The organism is Streptomyces cucumeris (assembly GCF_024295805.1).
GTDB lineage: Bacteria > Actinomycetota > Actinomycetes > Streptomycetales > Streptomycetaceae > Streptomyces > Streptomyces cucumeris.
On sequence record NZ_JANCLX010000001.1, the window covers coordinates 316,354 to 332,022 of the forward strand.

11 protein-coding genes are annotated in these 15,669 nt (G+C 72.6%); 4 read left to right on the top strand and 7 right to left on the bottom strand.

Annotated elements, in window-relative coordinates; translation table 11 throughout:
- Positions 1 to 17 precede the first annotated feature (17 nt).
- The 4 genes from treZ to NMK44_RS01550 form a co-directional block, all read right to left on the bottom strand.
- Positions 18 to 1,793 (bottom strand): malto-oligosyltrehalose trehalohydrolase, encoded by a 1,776-nt coding sequence (gene treZ / locus NMK44_RS01535; protein WP_254737816.1) that lies wholly within the window; start codon positions 1,791 to 1,793, stop codon positions 18 to 20.
- Positions 1,794 to 1,935: 142 nt separating this feature from the next.
- Complete coding sequence (locus NMK44_RS01540; RefSeq protein WP_254737350.1) at positions 1,936 to 2,844, bottom strand: GNAT family N-acetyltransferase; 909 nt, start codon at positions 2,842 to 2,844, stop codon at positions 1,936 to 1,938.
- Positions 2,845 to 3,064: 220 nt separating this feature from the next.
- Positions 3,065 to 3,817, bottom strand: coding sequence for a response regulator transcription factor (locus NMK44_RS01545; protein ID WP_302887646.1), 753 nt, complete (start codon positions 3,815 to 3,817; stop codon positions 3,065 to 3,067).
- Positions 3,814 to 5,184 (bottom strand): sensor histidine kinase, encoded by a 1,371-nt coding sequence (locus NMK44_RS01550; RefSeq protein ID WP_428849355.1) that lies wholly within the window; start codon positions 5,182 to 5,184, stop codon positions 3,814 to 3,816. The genes NMK44_RS01545 and NMK44_RS01550 overlap by 4 nt, the downstream gene beginning before the upstream one ends.
- A gap of 118 nt (positions 5,185 to 5,302) precedes the next feature.
- On the opposite strand from NMK44_RS01550, the gene NMK44_RS01555 reads away from it, so the two are divergent.
- Positions 5,303 to 5,563 carry a hypothetical protein gene (locus tag NMK44_RS01555; protein ID WP_254737354.1) on the top strand — a complete coding sequence of 87 codons (261 nt, stop codon included), beginning with the start codon at positions 5,303 to 5,305 and terminating at the stop codon, positions 5,561 to 5,563.
- A gap of 90 nt (positions 5,564 to 5,653) precedes the next feature.
- On the opposite strand, the gene NMK44_RS01560 is transcribed toward NMK44_RS01555, so the two are convergent.
- Positions 5,654 to 7,153 carry a dihydrolipoyl dehydrogenase gene (locus NMK44_RS01560; RefSeq protein WP_254737356.1) on the bottom strand — a complete coding sequence of 500 codons (1,500 nt, stop codon included), beginning with the start codon at positions 7,151 to 7,153 and terminating at the stop codon, positions 5,654 to 5,656.
- Positions 7,154 to 7,242: 89 nt separating this feature from the next.
- On the opposite strand from NMK44_RS01560, the gene NMK44_RS01565 reads away from it, so the two are divergent.
- Complete coding sequence (locus NMK44_RS01565) at positions 7,243 to 8,208, top strand: LysR family transcriptional regulator (protein ID WP_254737820.1); 966 nt, start codon at positions 7,243 to 7,245, stop codon at positions 8,206 to 8,208.
- A gap of 216 nt (positions 8,209 to 8,424) precedes the next feature.
- Here NMK44_RS01565 and treY read toward each other — a convergent pair whose 3' ends face one another.
- Together treY and glgX are read right to left on the bottom strand one after the other, a co-directional pair.
- Complete coding sequence (gene treY, locus NMK44_RS01570) at positions 8,425 to 10,926, bottom strand: malto-oligosyltrehalose synthase (RefSeq protein WP_254737357.1); 2,502 nt, start codon at positions 10,924 to 10,926, stop codon at positions 8,425 to 8,427.
- Between the two features lie 115 nt (positions 10,927 to 11,041).
- Complete coding sequence (glgX, locus tag NMK44_RS01575) at positions 11,042 to 13,180, bottom strand: glycogen debranching protein GlgX (RefSeq protein WP_254737358.1); 2,139 nt, start codon at positions 13,178 to 13,180, stop codon at positions 11,042 to 11,044.
- Positions 13,181 to 13,422: 242 nt separating this feature from the next.
- Here glgX and NMK44_RS01580 point away from each other — a divergent pair, with 242 nt between their 5' ends.
- Entirely contained in the window at positions 13,423 to 14,217 is a 795-nt protein-coding gene (locus NMK44_RS01580) for a Tat pathway signal sequence domain protein (RefSeq protein ID WP_254737359.1), read from the top strand.
- Positions 14,218 to 14,271: 54 nt separating this feature from the next.
- The gene (locus NMK44_RS01585) at positions 14,272 to 15,594 is read left to right on the top strand and encodes a copper amine oxidase (RefSeq protein ID WP_254737360.1); all 1,323 of its coding nucleotides are present in this window, start codon (positions 14,272 to 14,274) and stop codon (positions 15,592 to 15,594) included.
- Positions 15,595 to 15,669: the final 75 nt, after the last annotated feature.

Sequence of the window (15,669 nt, forward strand, 5' to 3'; positions counted from 1 at the left end):
GGGCCGCGTCCGCGCGGTCAGTTGGTCGCGTGGCGCAGGACGGCCGCCGAGCCGGGCGGCAGCCGCAGCACGCCGTCCGCGCCCGGGAGCTCGACCGGCCGCCAGGCGGCCACCACCTCGGTGATCCCGCCGGGGCCGGTGCCCAGCGGGATCTTGGCCGGACGGTCCTGGGGGTTGATGAGCACATGGAGCGGGCCGCGCCGGAAGCCGAACCACCCGTCGTCCGCCGTGCCCGCCGCCGAGGCGCCGGAGGTCACCGACGTCGGCCAGCCCGGATCGGTGAGCGCCGGTTCCGCGCGGCGCAGCGCGATCAGCCGCCGGTGCCAGTCGAGCAGTTCGGCATGGGGCTCCCGCTCCGGCTCCGACCAGTCGAGACAGGACCGCAGCCGGGTGGCCGGATCCTGCGGGTCGGGGATCTCCGCCTCGGCCCAGCCGTGCTCGGCGAACTCCCGGCGGCGGCCCTGCCGTACCGCCTCGGCGAGCTCCGGGTCCTGGTGGTCGGTGAAGTACTGCCAGGGCGTACCGGCGCCCCACTCCTCGCCCATGAACAGCATCGGGGTGAACGGTGAGCACAGGACGAGGGCCGCCGCGCAGGCCAGCGGACCGGGGGACAGCCGGTGGGAGAGCCGGTCGCCGGTCGCCCGGTTGCCGATCTGGTCATGGGTCTGGGCGTAGCCGAGCAGCCGGTGCGCGGGGGCGGTGAGGGTGTTCAGCGGACTGCCGTGCGCCCGGCCCCGGAAGGCCGAATGGCCGCCGTCGTGGAAGAAGCCGCCGGTCAGCGTTTTGGCCAGGGCTCCGGGGCCCGCGGCGGCGAAGTCGGCGTAGTAGCCCTGGCGCTCACCGGTGAGCAGGGTGTGCAGGGCGTGATGGAAGTCGTCGTTCCACTGTGCGTGCAGTCCGAGGCCGCCGGACTCGCGCGGTGTGGTGGTGCGCGGATCGTTCAGATCGGACTCGCCGATCAGGAACAGCGGACGGCCGGTCCGGGCGGCCAGCGCGTCCACGGCGGCGGACAGCTCGGCGAGGAAGTGGCGCGCCCGGGTGTCGTGCAGCGCGTGCACGGCGTCCAGCCGCAGCCCGTCGAGGCGGAAGTCGCGCAGCCAGGCGAGGGCACTGCCGATGAAGTACGCGCGGACCTCGTCGGAGCCGGGGGCGTCCAGGTTGACCGCGGCACCCCACGGGGTGTGGTGGGTATCGGTGAAGTACGGGCCGTAGGCGGGCAGATGGTTGCCGGAGGGGCCCAGATGGTTGTGGACCACGTCGAGGACCACACCGAGGCCGTGGCCGTGGGCGGCGTCGACGAAGCGGGCCAGGCCCTCCGGCCCGCCGTACGGCTCGTGTACGGCCCATGGCGCCACCCCGTCGTACCCCCAGCCGTGGGTCCCGGGGAACGGACAGATGGGCATGAGCTGCACATGGCTGACGCCCAACGCGGCCAGGTGCGGCAGCCGTTCGGCCGCAGCGTCGAAGGTGCCCTCACGGGTGAAGGTGCCGATGTGCAGCTCGTAGAGGACCGCGCCCGGCAGCGGCCGTCCGAACCACTCCCGCTCCCAGGGGAAGCGGGAGTGGTCCACGACGGCGCTGAGCCCCTCGGGGCCGTCCGGCTGGCGGCGCGAGCGCGGATCGGGCAGCGGCGGGCCGCCGTCGAGCGCGAAACCGTAGACCGACCCGGGTCCGGCCTCGGCCTCGGTCCGCCACCAGCCCTGCCGGACGGGGTCGCGCTCCATGGGACGCGCTGCGCCGTCCACCTGGAGCCCGACCCGCCCGGCCCGCGGCGCCCACACCTCGAACAGCACTGGCGTCTCCCGTCTCACGGCCGCTCACCTCGTGCTCCGGCCCGAGGCTCCTGACCATGCTGGAGGACGCGATGCCCGACGCGCAGCAGGACAACACCGGTCAACCGGGCAACCGGCCGGACGCGCCGACCGGCCCAGCCGGTCACACGAGGTTGATGACCTCCTGGGTGACCGGGTAGCCCGCCTTGGCGAAGTGGGCGGCCATGGGCGCGTTGCCCTGGTCGGTCGCGGCGGCGATCCGGGTGGCGCCCCGTGCCACCAGGTCGTGGGTGCACTCCACCAGCAGGTCGTACGCATAGCCGTGGCCGCGGTGCTCGGCCACGACCCCGATGTAGCCGACGCAGGGACCGCTCGGATTGTGCGCGGGCACCTGTATGCCGACCACGTCCCCGTCGGCATCGACGGCCAGCCGCCACCACTCGCGCGGTGACGGGCACCAGGACAGGAACTCCATCAACTCACGGACCGCGGCCTCGACACCGCCTTCGGCCATGGCCTTCACATCGTGTGCGTCGAGGGTGCCCGGCATGATCCGGCCGAGCACCCCGGCGATCACGTCGTCATCGGGCTCCGGCCGGAACGTCAGCCGCCCCGGCCGCTCGGGCAGCCCGTCGCCGGGCGTCCATTCGTAGCGGAACCGCTCGACCAGCGGGGTCAGTCCGCCCGCCACGGCGGCGTCCACCCGGGCCTGTGCCGCGGCCCGCTCCTCGGGGCGGTCGCGCCAGCCCGGCGGGACCATCAGGGTGTACTCGGCGTGGTGGGGCGCGGTGCGCAACAACGCGGCCGCGGCCTCGTCCTCGCCGTCGGCGAAGTCGAACCAGTCCAGTGCGACGGGCTCGGTGCCGTCGGGCGCGGCCCACCAGGCGGCGCGGGCCACGACGCGCCCGTCGCGCAGGGCCACCCAGGTCCAGTCGGGGCGGTACTCCCCGCCCTGGCCGATGGTGGCGTAGGTACGGCCGAAGCGGCCCCGGCCGACGAGCTCGGGGTCCTTCAGGGTGTGGAACAGCTGGGCGTCGCCCTCGGTGAGCGCGCGGATGACCAGGTCGGTCATGTGAATCCTTCCGGAAAAGCGATGCGCTCCCGGGTCGGATACCTGATCAGACGCGGATACGCCCTGCGGACGGGGGGCGGGAGCGCGGAATGGTCGACACGATGTCCATGGCTCTCGCCTCCTTCCTGATCAAGGGCGTGTCCGCACTGTAGAGGCCGTGACGGGCCCGCGTCCAGATCTTTTCCGCGAGCCCGGTGCGGGGTGGGTGTGGTGCGGTGGATCAGGGGTCGAGAAGGCCCGCGTCATGGGTCAACAGGGCCACCTGGACGCGGTTGTTGAGGCCCAGTTTGGTGAGGATCCGCGACACATGCGTCTTCACCGTGGGGACGCTCAGGAACAGCGCGGCGGCGATCTCCGCATTGGACTTGCCCCGGCCCACGGCGACCGCGACCTCCCGCTCCCGGTCGTTCAGCCGGGTCAGCAACTCCTGCGCCCGGCCCCGCCGGGGGTCCGTACCGGCGCCCGCCACATGCTCGATGAGCTGCTGGGTCACCGCCGGGGACAGCACCGGATCGCCCTCCGCGACCCGCAGCACGGCCGCCACCAGCTCGGCGGGCGGAGTGTCCTTGAGCACGAAGCCCGCCGCCCCGGCGCGCAGGGCACGCAGCACATGCTCATCCGCGTTGAAGGTGGTCAGGATGATGACCTCGGGGGACTGTGGGCGCCGCCGCAGCTCCTCGGTGGCGGCCAGTCCGTCCATGGTGGGCATCCGGATGTCCATCAGCACGACGTGCGGGGCGTACTGGTCCACCAGGGCGGCCACCTGCGAACCGTCGGACGCCTCGGCCACGATCTCGATTCCGCAGTCCCCGCCGAGCATCAGCCGCAGCCCGGCGCGGACGAGCGCGTCGTCGTCGACGAGCAGCACGCGGACGGGGGCGGACCCGGGCCCGTGGCCCGCCGCGCTGGAGGGGAGGGGCGCGGTCGTGGGAGCCGGGGTGGGCGCGGAGGAGTCCGGCGGAGAAGCACTCATGCGGGCCACGGTAGCCATGCGTAGAGGCGGAAGTCGCCGCCTTCGGAGGGACCGCTCTCCAGCCGCCCGCCGGTCAGCTCCGCGCGCTCGGCGAGCCCGATGAGCCCACGGCCCGCACCGGGGATCGCACCGGGGGCCGCCGGGCGTGCGGCGCCGGGGACGGGAGCGGCGAGGGTGGGGGCGGGGATGCCCACGGCGGGCGGTGCGGGCGACGCATCGTCAGATCCCCGCTTCCCGGCGGGTGTGAGCTCTCGGGCGCCGGGCGCCGGCTGCGGGATTCCGGCGGCGGCCGGCGCCGATGGCGGGACGTCGGCACGGTGCAGCGGATTGCGGATCTCCACGGTCAGCCCGGCGCCCCTGCTCCCGGCCGTCACCACCGTCACCTCGGCGTACGGGGCGTGCTTACGGGCGTTGGTCAGCCCCTCCTGGACGATCCGGTACGCCGTACGGCCCGTGGCGCCCGGCACCGCCTCCGCGCCCGGTGAGCCGTCGATCCGGTCCCGCAGCGTGACCCGCATCCCGGCCTGCCGCGACTCCTCGACCAGCCGCGGCAGATCGATGAGCGCGGGCTGCGGCCGGTCGGGCGGGGACGTGTCGCCGGACTCGCCGTCCGGGGACCGCAGCACCCCGATCACCTCCCGCAGGTCCTGGAGCGCCTGATGGGCGCTGTCGCGGATCACCCCGGCGGCGCGGGCGACATCGTCGGGGGAGGCGTCCGGGCGGTACTCCAGCGCGCCCGCGTGGACGCTCAGCAGGGAGAGCCGGTGCGCCAGCACGTCGTGCATCTCCCGGGCGATCCGCTCACGGGTCAGCCGCTGGCTCCGCTCGGCGCGCAGCGCCGCCTCCGACTCCGCGCGCAGCGCGCGTTCGCGCAGCGACGCGAGCAACTGGCGGCGGGAGCGCACGAACATGCCCCAGCCGACGACGCCGCCGATCAGCAGCGCGCTCAGCAGCACCGACTCCAGGTAGCGCAGGTCCGGGTCGGGGCGGAGGGCCGGACCGGTCAGCAAATGGGCCACGGCGGCCGCGCCGACGAGCGCGAGGGTGCGCGGGGGACGGTGGACGGCGACGGTGAACAGCGCCACCAGCAACGGCCCCGCGGTGTAGAACGAGACGGTGCCGAGGGCCAGCAGCGTCAGCGCCAGCCCCACCGGCCACCGGCGCCGCTGCCACAGCGCGAGGCAGGCCAGAGCCCCGGCGCCGACGTCGGCGAGCAGCGCGTCGTCCGACACCGACGGGTCCTCGGCCACCGACGCGGCGGCGAGGACCGAGAAGAACCCGGCCAGCACGATGACGGCGGGGTCGACGAACCAGTCGCGCAAGGTGCGGCGCGGCGGTTGCGCGGTGGATGAGCTGCCCATACGCATGACGGTAGCGACGGCCGGGAGCGGCGTCGCCGCCTGCGGCCGGGGAAGCGACCAAAGTCGGGCGGTCCGATACCTTCGGCCGATCCGCCGCCACCGGTCCGCTGCCTAGCCTCGAGATATGAAGAAGGTACTGCAGGGGGCGGGGTCGCTCCTCGTGTTCTGGGGCCTGGCCGGTCTGGTGCATGAACTCGTGGGCTGGTTCCGGCTCTGGGGTGTGCTGGGCCGTCTGCCCTTCGTGGACGGCCATGAGTGGATCGCGAGCGGGGTGATCCTCGTGCTCGGCGTGGTCCTCGTGATGGTGGCCGAGGCGATGGACGGACGGCCCGCGGGCCCGGAGATACCCACGGCGGCGGAGAGCGCCGCGCAGGACAGGGTCTAAGGGGCAGGACAGGGGCAGGACAGGGGCTGAAGGGGGAGACTGCCGGTCCGCGGCCAGGATCTCGGCCCGGACCGCGGACCGGGCCATCGGTCAGTGCTGGTGGAGACCCCGCCCGGCCAGCGTGAGGTAGGTCTCGCCGACGGCCTCGGAGAGGGTGGGGTGCGGGTGGATGTGCTGGGCCACATCGGCGGGTTCGGCATCCCATCCCACGATGAGCTGGCTCTCCGCGATCATCTCCGAGACATGAGGGCCCACGAGATGCACGCCGAGGATCCGCCCGGCAGGAGTCGGTGTCGGTCCCGGGCTTGAGGCCGCAGTCGCCGATGACGGCTCCGCCGCCCCGGAGGCGGCCGTCCGCTCCGCGACGACCTTCACCATGCCGCCCTGCCCGTGCACCATGCCCTTGGCCACGGCGGTCAGCGGCATGGTGTTGACCACCACCGCGTCGTCGCCCGCGCGGCTGCGGGCCGCCGCCTCCGAGAGGCCGACGGAGGCGGTCTGCGGACTGGAGTAGGTCACCCGGGGCACGGCGTCATAGTCCACCGGGCGGGGTGTGCGGCCCGCCAGGGTCTCGGCCACCAACAGGCCCTCCGCGAAGGAGGCATGGGCCAGTCCGAGGGAAGGAGGAGGCAGCAGATCACCGACGACATGGATACCCGGTACCGCGGTCTGAAGGCGCGACCAGTCGGCCGGGGCGAGGAAGCCGCGCTCATCGGTGGTGAGTCCGGCGGTGGCGAGGTCGAGCCCGTCGGTGACCGGGGTCCGGCCGACGGCCATGAGCAGCCGCTCGACATCCAGGGTCTGTGCAGTGCCACGGGAGGTGAGGACGGTGGCGCGCACTCCGTTCTCATACGGTTCGGCCGCCTCCAGCCGGGCGCCGGTGAGCACTTCGATACCGCGCCGCTTCAGCCCGCGGGTGAGCTGGCGGCTGACATCGGCGTCCTCCAGAGGCAGCAGCCGGTCCGCCGCCTCGACCAGGGTGACCCGTGCGCCCATGGAGCGGTGCAGGGAGGCGTATTCGACTCCGATGGCGCCTCCGCCCAGCACCAGTACGGAGGCGGGCAGTCCGGGGGCGAAGAGGGCGTCATCGCTGGTGACGATGTGTCGGCCGTCCGGTGTCAGCCCCGGGAGGGTGCGCGGCCGGGAGCCGGTGGCCACCACGATGCCGCGGCGTGCGGTCCACTCGACCGGCGCACCCTGCGCGGCGGCCGCCGGGGTGACATGGACCGAGCGGGGGCCGGTCAGGGCGGCGGAGCCATGCACCACCCGGACACCTGCCCGGGAGAGGGCGCCCGCCACTCCGCGGTGGTTGCGGTCCACGATGTCATCGCGGGTCGCGGTCAGGGCGGGCCAGTCCACCGCGTCCAGGGACGCCTTGACGCCCCAGCGCTCCCGCGCCTCCGCGATGCCGTCGACCAGTTCGGCGGCGTGCAGCATCGCCTTGCTGGGGATGCAGCCGCGGTGCAGACAGGTGCCGCCGATCAGATCGCGTTCGGCGAGCACCACTTCCAGGCCCAGGGCGGCGGCGCGCAGCGCGGTGCTGTAGCCGCCGGTGCCGCCCCCGATGACGATGACGTCGGTCTCATCCATGGGCATAAGCCTCCGCCCGGGATGGACCATGAGTCCAAGGCATAGTTTTTATGATTCCAATGGATTCTCTGCATGACATGGGGGAGCGGATGAGTCTGCGGCAGATGGAATATCTGGTCACGGTGGTCGAGGAGGACTCCTTCACCGCCGCCGCCGAACTTCTGGGGGTCAGTCAGCCGACACTGTCGCACCAGGTCAAGGCCCTTGAGACGGAGATCGGCGGCCCCCTGCTCGAACGGCTGTCGCGCGGGGTGCGGCTGACGGCCATGGGCCGCGCCTATCTGCCCCATGCCGAACGGGCGGTGCGCAGCGCCCGGCAGGCGCGGCGCGCGGCACGGGCCGCCGCCGGGACCGAAGGTGGCGAACTGCACATCGCCACCCTGCACGCCCTCGCCGTCGGGGTGCTGCCCGAGGTCTTCGCCCACTGGCGGCGTGAACACCCCGGTGTGCGGCTGGTGGTGCGCGAGTACGCCAACGGTGAGGAGCTCGGCGAGCACATGGAGCGCGGGGTGGCCGACCTCGCCGTCGGCCACCGGCCCGCGGGCTGGCCGGGCCCGGTGGTCACCCTCGGCCGGGAGGAGATCGTGGTGGTCGTCCCGGATGGGGACCCGCTGGCCGGGCGGGAGTCCATACGGCTGGCCGAGCTGGCCGACCATGACTGGGTGCGCTGTGCGCTGGAGCCGGTGATCGACGGGCGCCGCGTACTGGACGCGGCCTGCGAGCGGGCCGGGTTCACCCCGCGGGACGGGGTGCACACCGAACACTCCTCGACCGCCGTGCGGATGGCGTCCGCCGGTTCGGGCATCGTCGTCACCCCCGCGCACGTCGCCGCCGGGCACCGCTGCGCGGTGGTGACCCTCGACCCGCCGTGGTCTCGCGAAGTGGTCGCGTTCTCGCGCGTGGCCCTGACCGGAGCGGCCGCCGCCTTCGTCGAGCTGCTCGGCCGCACCGCCCGCCTGGGCCGGACGGAGGCGTCCGAGGGTGAGGCGCGAGGGCAGGCGCCGGTTGAGACCTCGGCCGAGGACGAGGTGGGGTCGGTGCGGACCGTGGCGTAAGCCCGGGGCGGGCGCGCCGGGTGAAGGATGCGAGCGCCGGTCGCCGTCGGCCTCGGGGGCCCGGGCCCGATCGGCGGGGCATCAGTCGGCCGTGGGCCCAGTCCGTCTGTCGGCCGGTCGGTCCGGGGCCCAGGGTTCCGCCGCGCCGACGGCGGCGCTCGACCGGCGTCGTCTCCGTCTGAGTCTCCGCCTGGTGCGTGCCACGCCCCCGCCCGGTCACACGCGGATCAGCAGGGCCACCGGGAGCCGGGGCAGCAGGTCGGCCAGGTGGCAGGGGCCCTCGATCGTGCGGCCGGTCAGCAGGTCGCGCCACGGGCCGGGTGGCAGGGGGAGCCGGGTGGTGCCCCAGCCGCCCGCCGTGGCCAGCCGTCGCGACAGCCGGGTGACCACCGTGATCGCCCCAGCAGGTCTGGGCCGGCCGCCGTCCCCGGACCCATCGCTCACACGACCGGGAGTCCGGGCGAAGGCGACGCAGTGCGCGGCGGCCGGGCCCTCGGCCCGCAGCGGGAGATAGCCGCTGCCCGCGCAGAACCACTCCGGGTGTTCACGCCGCAGCCGGAGCGCGGCCGAGGTCAGCAGCAGCTTCTCGGTGGACGGACCGTCCGCCTCCCGCCCCGCGTCCAGGGCCACCAGCACCTCCGGACGCGGAGTGGGCGGGCGGCGGTTGTCCGGGTCGACCAGGGCGCGGTAGCTGTGCTCGGTGCCCATGTAGAGATCGGGGACGCCGGGCATGGTGAGCTGCACCAGCGCGGCGCCCAGCGCGATGGCCCGGGCCGGGGCGTCCACTTCGGCGCCGAGCTCCGCCCACAGCGGCGCGTCGGGGTCGCCCGGCCCTCGCGCCGACTCCAGACAGCCCGTCACCGCCTCCTCGTACGCCGCGTCCTGCTCCGTCCACGTGGTACGCAGCCCGGCCTCGCGCACGCCCTTGAGTACCGCCGGGACCAGCCGGGCGGTGTCTGCCTGGCCGAGGCCGAGTGCGGTCTGCCACACCGCCCAGACCGTCCGTGCGTCGAGAGCCACCGGCCCGGCCGCTCCCGCCCCCGCTCCCGTCTCCGTCCGTGCGAGCTCCCGCGCCATCAGCCGCCCCCACCACTCCGGGGACTCGGTCAGCGCCGCGATCCGTGCCCGGACGTCCGCGCTGCGCTTGGTGTCATGCGTGGACAGCACCGTGCCGGTCGCCGGCCAGTCGCGCAGCAGCCGCGCCGCGAAGGCGTGGAACTCCTCGGCCGGGACGGCGGGGTGCCCGGGGTCGCCCCCGACCTCCGCCGCCGAGAGCAGCGGGGTGTAGCGGTAGAAGGCCGTGTCCTCCACCGACTTGGCGCGCAGCGCCGCCGCGGTCTGCGCGAAGCGTGCGCAGAAGTCCCGGTGGTGGGGGCCGTCGCCGAGCCTGCCCAGTGCCGCGTCCCGCACGGTGTCCACGGCCCGCGCCTCCTCCGGCACCGCGAACGCCGCCCTGGCGCCCCGCGCCGCCTCCTCCAGCAGCGCGGCGTCCCCGTCCGGCGCGGGCGTGCCCACGACCACATACGGGCGGTAGACGGGCAGCCGGACCAGGAGTTCGCGTACAGCCGTGCGCAGCGTCCAGGGCGCGTGGTCGCGCAGCCGGGGCGAGGCGTCGCAGATCCGCACGGCGGTCCGCACCAGCCGCTCCACCTCCGCCGCCAGCTCCCGCGTCACCACCTCATCGGCGGCGCGGCGCACGGTCGCGGCCCAATCGCCGCCCTCGTTCGCCCCGGCCGCCGTGAGGTCCTGGTAGATCATGGTCAGCGCGGCCAGCCCGCCGGGGTCGAGGAAGAGCCCGTCGATGTGGTGCAGCGCGTCATAGCCGGTGGTGCCGGCCACCGGCCAGTCCGCGGGCAGCCGTTCGTCCCGGGCGAGGATCTTCTCCACGACGGTCCACCGCCCCGCGCCCCCCGTCGCGTCCCGCACCGCCCGGTCCAGCCGCCGCAGATAGCCGGCCGGGTCGGCGAGTCCGTCCGGATGGTCCACCCGGAGCCCGTCGACCACCCCGTCCCGCATCAGTTCCAGCAGCTTGGCGTGGGTCGCCGTGAACACCTCCGGATCCTCCACCCGCACCGCGATCAGCTCGTTGATGGTGAAGAAGCGCCGGTAGTTCAGTTCGGTGCGGGCCAGCCGCCACCAGCCGAGCCGGTACCACTGGGCGTCCAGCAGTTCGGGCAGCGGCAGCCCCGCGGTACCGGGCCGCAGTGGCACGGTGTGGTCGTGGTAGCGCAGGACCGCCTCGTCGCCCTCGCCCTCCACCGCCAGCCGTTTGAGCTCCTCGCCGAGCGGACCGCCCAGCACCGGCAGCAGCACCTTGCCGCCGTGCTCCGCCCAGTCGATGTCGAACCAGCGTGCGTACGGCGAGGCGGGCCCCTCCCGCAGCACCTCCCACAGCGGCCGGTTGAGCAGCTCGGGCACGGGCGCGGCCATGTGGTTGGGGACGATGTCCACGATCAGCCCGAGGCCGTGCGCCCGCGCCGTACGGGCCAGCGCCCGCAGACCGTCCTCGCCGCCCAGCTCGGCCCGGACCGCCGAGTGGTCCACCACGTCATAGCCGTGGGTGGAGCCGGGCCGGGCCTCAAGGACGGGGGAGAGATGCAGATGGGAGACGCCGAGCGAGGCCAGGTACGGCACGGTCCGCCGCGCCGCCTCGAACGGGAAGCCGGGCTGGAGCTGTAACCGGTAGGTGGCGGTGGGCGCCATGGGGTCAGCCGTCATAGGAACGTATGTACCCAGACCGCGGGCGCCATCAGATGCCGCGCACCCATACGGGTGCTCCCGCCGCTCCGCCCGACCGGGCCGCCGTCGCTCCCGCCGTCGCTCCCGCCGCCTCCTACGCGGGGCGCTGGAGCACCATCAGGCTGCGGTCCACCAGTGTCAGCCGGTCGCCCGCGGCCACCTTCGCGCCGCTGCCGGGCTCCACCCCTTCCGGTTCCGCGGTGTCCACGATGACCTGCCACGACTTGCCGTGGTCGACCGGAACGGTGAACTCCAGGGGCTCGTGGTGCGCGTTGAACAGCAGCAGGAAGGAGTCATCGGTGATCCGCTCACCACGCACCCCCGGCTCCGAGATCGCGCTCCCGTTGAGGAAGACGGTCAGCGACTTGGCGTGGGCCGCCTGCCAGTCGCGCTGCCGCATCTCCTCGCCCTCATGGGTGAACCAGACGATGTCCGACAGCTCGTCGTGGGTGCCCTCCACCGGCCGCCCGTGGAAGAAGCGGCGGCGCCGGAAGACCGGGTGGTCACGGCGCAGCCACACCAGCGAGCGGGTGAAGCGCAGCAGCTCCAGCGCCGAGCGGTCCTCCTCGCGGCCTTCCTTGCCGGGGTTCGGCCAGGTCACCCAGGAGACCTCGTTGTCCTGGCAGTAGGCGTTGTTGTTGCCGCCCTGGGAGCGCGCGAACTCATCGCCGTGGCTGAGCATCGGCACGCCCTGCGAGAGCATCAGCGTGGCGATGAAGTTGCGCATCTGCCGCTGGCGCAGCGCCCGCACCTCGAGGTCGTCGGTCTCGCCCTCGACCCCGCAGTTCCAGGAGCGGTTGTAGCTCTCGCCGTCCTGGTTGGACTCGCCGTTGTCCTCGTTGTGCTTCTCGTCGTAACTCACCAGGTCGCGCAGGGTGAAGCCGTCATGGCAGGTGACGAAGTTGACCGAGGCCAGCGGGCGGCGGCCGTCGCCCTGGTAGAGGTCGGAGGAGCCGGTCAGCCGGGAGGCGAACTCGGCCAGGGTGCGCGGCTCCCCGCGCCACAGATCGCGCACGGTGTCCCGGAACTTCCCGTTCCACTCGGTCCACAGCGGCGGGAAGTTGCCCACCTGGTAGCCGCCCTCGCCGACGTCCCAGGGCTCCGCGATCAGCTTCACCTGGCTGACCACCGGGTCCTGCTGCACCAGGTCGAAGAACGAGGACAGCCGGTCCACCTCGTGGAACTGCCGGGCCAGGGTGGCCGCCAGATCGAAGCGGAAGCCGTCGACATGCATCTCGGTGACCCAGTAGCGCAGCGAGTCCATGATCAGCTGAAGGACGTGCGGACTGCGCATCAGCAGGGAGTTCCCGGTGCCGGTGGTGTCCATGTAGTACCGCCGGTCGTCCGTCAGCCGGTAGTACGAGGCGTTGTCCAGCCCCCGGAAGGACAGCGTCGGGCCCAGGTGGTTGCCCTCGGCCGTGTGGTTGTAGACCACGTCGAGGATGACCTCGATCCCCGCCTGGTGCAGCGCCCGTACCGCCGATTTGAACTCCAGGACCTGCTGGCCCCGGTCGCCCCAGGAGGCGTAGGCGTTATGCGGGGCGAAGAAGCCGATGGTGTTGTAACCCCAGTAGTTGGCGAGCCCCGCGTCGACCAGCCGGTGGTCGTTGACGAACTGATGTACGGGCATCAGCTCCAGTGTGGTGACACCCAGCTCCGTCAGATGCTCGATGATCGCCGGGTGCGCCAGCGCCGCGTAGGTGCCCCGCAGCTCGTCCGGCAGCCGGGGGTGGCGCATCGTCAGGCCCTTGACATGGGCCTCATAGATGACGGTGCGGTGGTAGTCGGTGCGCGGTGGACGGTCGTCGGCCCAGTCGAAGTACGGGTTGACCACCACCGACGCCATGGTGTGCGGCGCGGAGTCCAGGTCATTGCGCTTGTCCGGCCGGTGGAAGTGGTAGCCGTAGACCTCCTCGCCCCAGTCGATCCGGCCGCTGATCGCCTTCGCGTAGGGGTCCAGCAGCAGCTTGGCGGAATTGCAGCGGTGGCCGAGCTGCGGTTCGTACGGGCCGTGGGCCCGGAAGCCGTAGCGCTGCCCGGGCATGATCCCCGGCAGATAGGCATGGCGCACGAACGCGTCGGTCTCGCGCAGTTCGACGGCCGTCTCCGAGCCGTCGTCGTGCAGAAGGCACAGTTCGATCCGAACCGCTGCCTCCGAGTACACCGCGAAGTTGGTTCCGGCGCCGTCGTATGTGGCGCCCAGGGGGTAAGCCTGTCCCGGCCAGACCTGCATGTGTCGACTCTTCCACTTCTCCTCCGGGGGCCGCGAGCACCCGTGGCACCGGACGGAACCGGATCGGGAGGGAATCCTTTCCCAACTCATCGGGTCTGACAGCGGTTTCGGCGGAAATTCCTCACATGGCAGGCAACCTACGGCCAGATTGGTTCGTCCTACCGGGTGACCTTCGCATACGCGATTTACCGCTATGCAGATGGATATGTCGACTGGGGGGATTGGGGGAGGATGTGCGCACGATGATCCACCGGCACCTGGGCAAGGTGGTGGCCGGTGCGGCCGTGGCGGTCACGGCCGGAGCGGCGCTGATCGCGATCACGCTGCCGGGCAGTGCGTCCGGTGATGAGGGACCGGGTGGGGGAGGGCCGCAGGGTTCGGCGGCCGAGCAGGGCCAGGCGTCGCCGCGGCCCGGAGTGGTGGAGTCCGCGCCCGATGGGGCGAAGAAGGGCACCGGACGGGATCCGCTGACCGAGGACGAGATGAAGCGTGCCCAGTCGCTCGCGCTCAGCCGCGACTTCCGGGCCGGAAGTGAGAACGTCAAGGGCAAGACGGGCCCCCAGCACCTCTCGACCGACCTCGCGGAACTGGGGCCGGACGAGGTCGGCAAGGCCGCCCCGCCCCGTCGTGCCGAGGTCACGTACTACGACTACAAGGACGACACGTATGTGACCAAGACGGTCGACCTGGGCACCGGCAAGGTCGAGAACACCGACACCCAGCGGGGTGTCCAGCCGCCGCCCAGCCGTGGTGAGGCCGTCGAGGCCGCCCGGCTGTTGATCGGCGACAAGCTGGGCGCGGGTCTGCGGAAGGACTTCAAGGACGCCACCGGCAGGACGCTGACCGCCCCCGGTCAGCTCACCGTGACCGGCTTCGTCTACCGGGGGAGCGGGGACAGCGCGGGACCGGCCTCCGTCCAGGACTGCGGTGAGCACCGCTGCCTGCGGCTGTTCACCCGGGTCGTCAACGGCCCGTGGATCGACACCCGTCAGCTGGTGGTCGACCTGAGCGACCGTTCCGTGGCCCGGCTGGACTGAGGCGCCCGGACGCTCACCCACGCCCACTCACTTGTGAACCAACAGGAGTCCTCCATGCCTGGAAGAAGGCTCGGCCGCGCCCGTCTGAGGGTCGCGGCTGCCGTCGGCGCCACCACGCTGCTCGGCACCGTGGCGGTCGCCGCGGGCCCCGCCCAAGCGGCCCCCGCGAAGCTCCCCGCCAAGGCCCCCGCCCCCGCCGCGGCCTGCAGCACCCCCTACAAGATCGAGCAGACGCTGGACGGCGGCACCACCTGGCGGATGTGCTGGCACTACGAGAGCAAGGCCGGGCTCGTGCTCGACGACGTCTCGTACCAGCCCAAGGGCGAATCCGCCCCGATCAAGGTGCTGACCTCGGCCAAGCTGGGTCAGATCCATGTGCCGTACGACGACGGCAGCAATGAGTACGACGATCTCACCGGCCAGGGCTTCTCCCAGGGGCTGATGCAGCTGGACCCGGCCGAGTGCCCCGGCGGCACCATCAAGACCGTCCGGGTGCCGGACGCCTGGGACCCCAGCCGGCCGGATGTGAAGGGTCTGTGCGCCACCACCCGCGCCCGCGGCCACGCCTACCGGATGTCGGGCGAGGGGGACAAGGTCTTCCAGCGGCAGGGCAAGGACCTGCTGCTCTACACCGTCAACCAGGTCGGCTGGTACGAGTACATCACCGAGTGGCGGTTCTCCGGTGACGGCACCATGTCCATGCAGGTCGGCGCCACCGGCACACTCTCCCCGATGGACTACGACGCCGGGGACGGCCGTGGCTGGCCGATCGGCAAGGGTGCCAAGGACTTCGCCACCAGCCACGCCCACAACGTCTTCTGGCGGCTGAACTTCGGTCTCGACGGCTCGCCCAAGAGCAAGATCGAGCAGTACGACTCCAAGACCACCGCCACCTCCGGTCAGATCCCCAAGACCAAGACCACCCGCAAGCAGGTCACCAAGGAGCTCGCCGGGGACGCCGCGGAGGCGCGCTGGTGGCGCGTGGTGAGCACCGCGGGCAAGAACAAGGACGGCCATCCGCGCAGCTACGAGATCGTGCCCGGCCACACCACCAAGTACCAGGGCCGCAGCTACACCAAGCACGACGTGTACTTCACCGAGTACAACAAGTGTGAGCAGTTCGCCACCCACAACCTCCGCAACTGCGGTCGCGGGGCGGGCAAGTCCGTCGACAAGTGGGTCACCGGCCAGACGCTCAAACACCCGATCGTATGGGTCAACATCGGGTTCCATCACATCGCCCGTGACGAGGACCAGGAGCCGATGCCGGTCCACTGGCAGGGATTCCAGCTCGCCCCGCGCGATGTCACCGCTATGAATCCGCTCACGCCTCCTGCACTCTCCGGTCACAACGGCCATACGGAAGAGGCCGGTTGACCGATAGGTCGATCGAGAGTGCTGCACCGCCTCCGCCCGCGCAGTAGTCTGCGGTGATCGTTGGACGGGGGCGGA

What these genes read in the sequence shown, in the direction of transcription:
- NMK44_RS01540 (WP_254737350.1), bottom strand. Translation starts at nt 2,844, where the DNA reads ATGACCGACCTGGTCATCCGCGCGCTCACCGAGGGCGACGCCCAGCTG.
- NMK44_RS01545 (WP_302887646.1), bottom strand. Translation starts at nt 3,817, where the DNA reads ATGAGTGCTTCTCCGCCGGACTCCTCCGCGCCCACCCCGGCTCCCACG.
- NMK44_RS01550 (WP_428849355.1), bottom strand. Translation starts at nt 5,184, where the DNA reads ATGCGTATGGGCAGCTCATCCACCGCGCAACCGCCGCGCCGCACCTTG.
- NMK44_RS01555 (WP_254737354.1), top strand. Translation starts at nt 5,303, where the DNA reads ATGAAGAAGGTACTGCAGGGGGCGGGGTCGCTCCTCGTGTTCTGGGGC.
- NMK44_RS01560 (WP_254737356.1), bottom strand. Translation starts at nt 7,153, where the DNA reads ATGGATGAGACCGACGTCATCGTCATCGGGGGCGGCACCGGCGGCTAC.
- NMK44_RS01565 (WP_254737820.1), top strand. Translation starts at nt 7,243, where the DNA reads ATGAGTCTGCGGCAGATGGAATATCTGGTCACGGTGGTCGAGGAGGAC.
- treY (WP_254737357.1), bottom strand. Translation starts at nt 10,926, where the DNA reads ATGACGGCTGACCCCATGGCGCCCACCGCCACCTACCGGTTACAGCTC.
- glgX (WP_254737358.1), bottom strand. Translation starts at nt 13,180, where the DNA reads ATGCAGGTCTGGCCGGGACAGGCTTACCCCCTGGGCGCCACATACGAC.
- NMK44_RS01580 (WP_254737359.1), top strand. Translation starts at nt 13,423, where the DNA reads ATGATCCACCGGCACCTGGGCAAGGTGGTGGCCGGTGCGGCCGTGGCG.
- NMK44_RS01585 (WP_254737360.1), top strand. Translation starts at nt 14,272, where the DNA reads ATGCCTGGAAGAAGGCTCGGCCGCGCCCGTCTGAGGGTCGCGGCTGCC.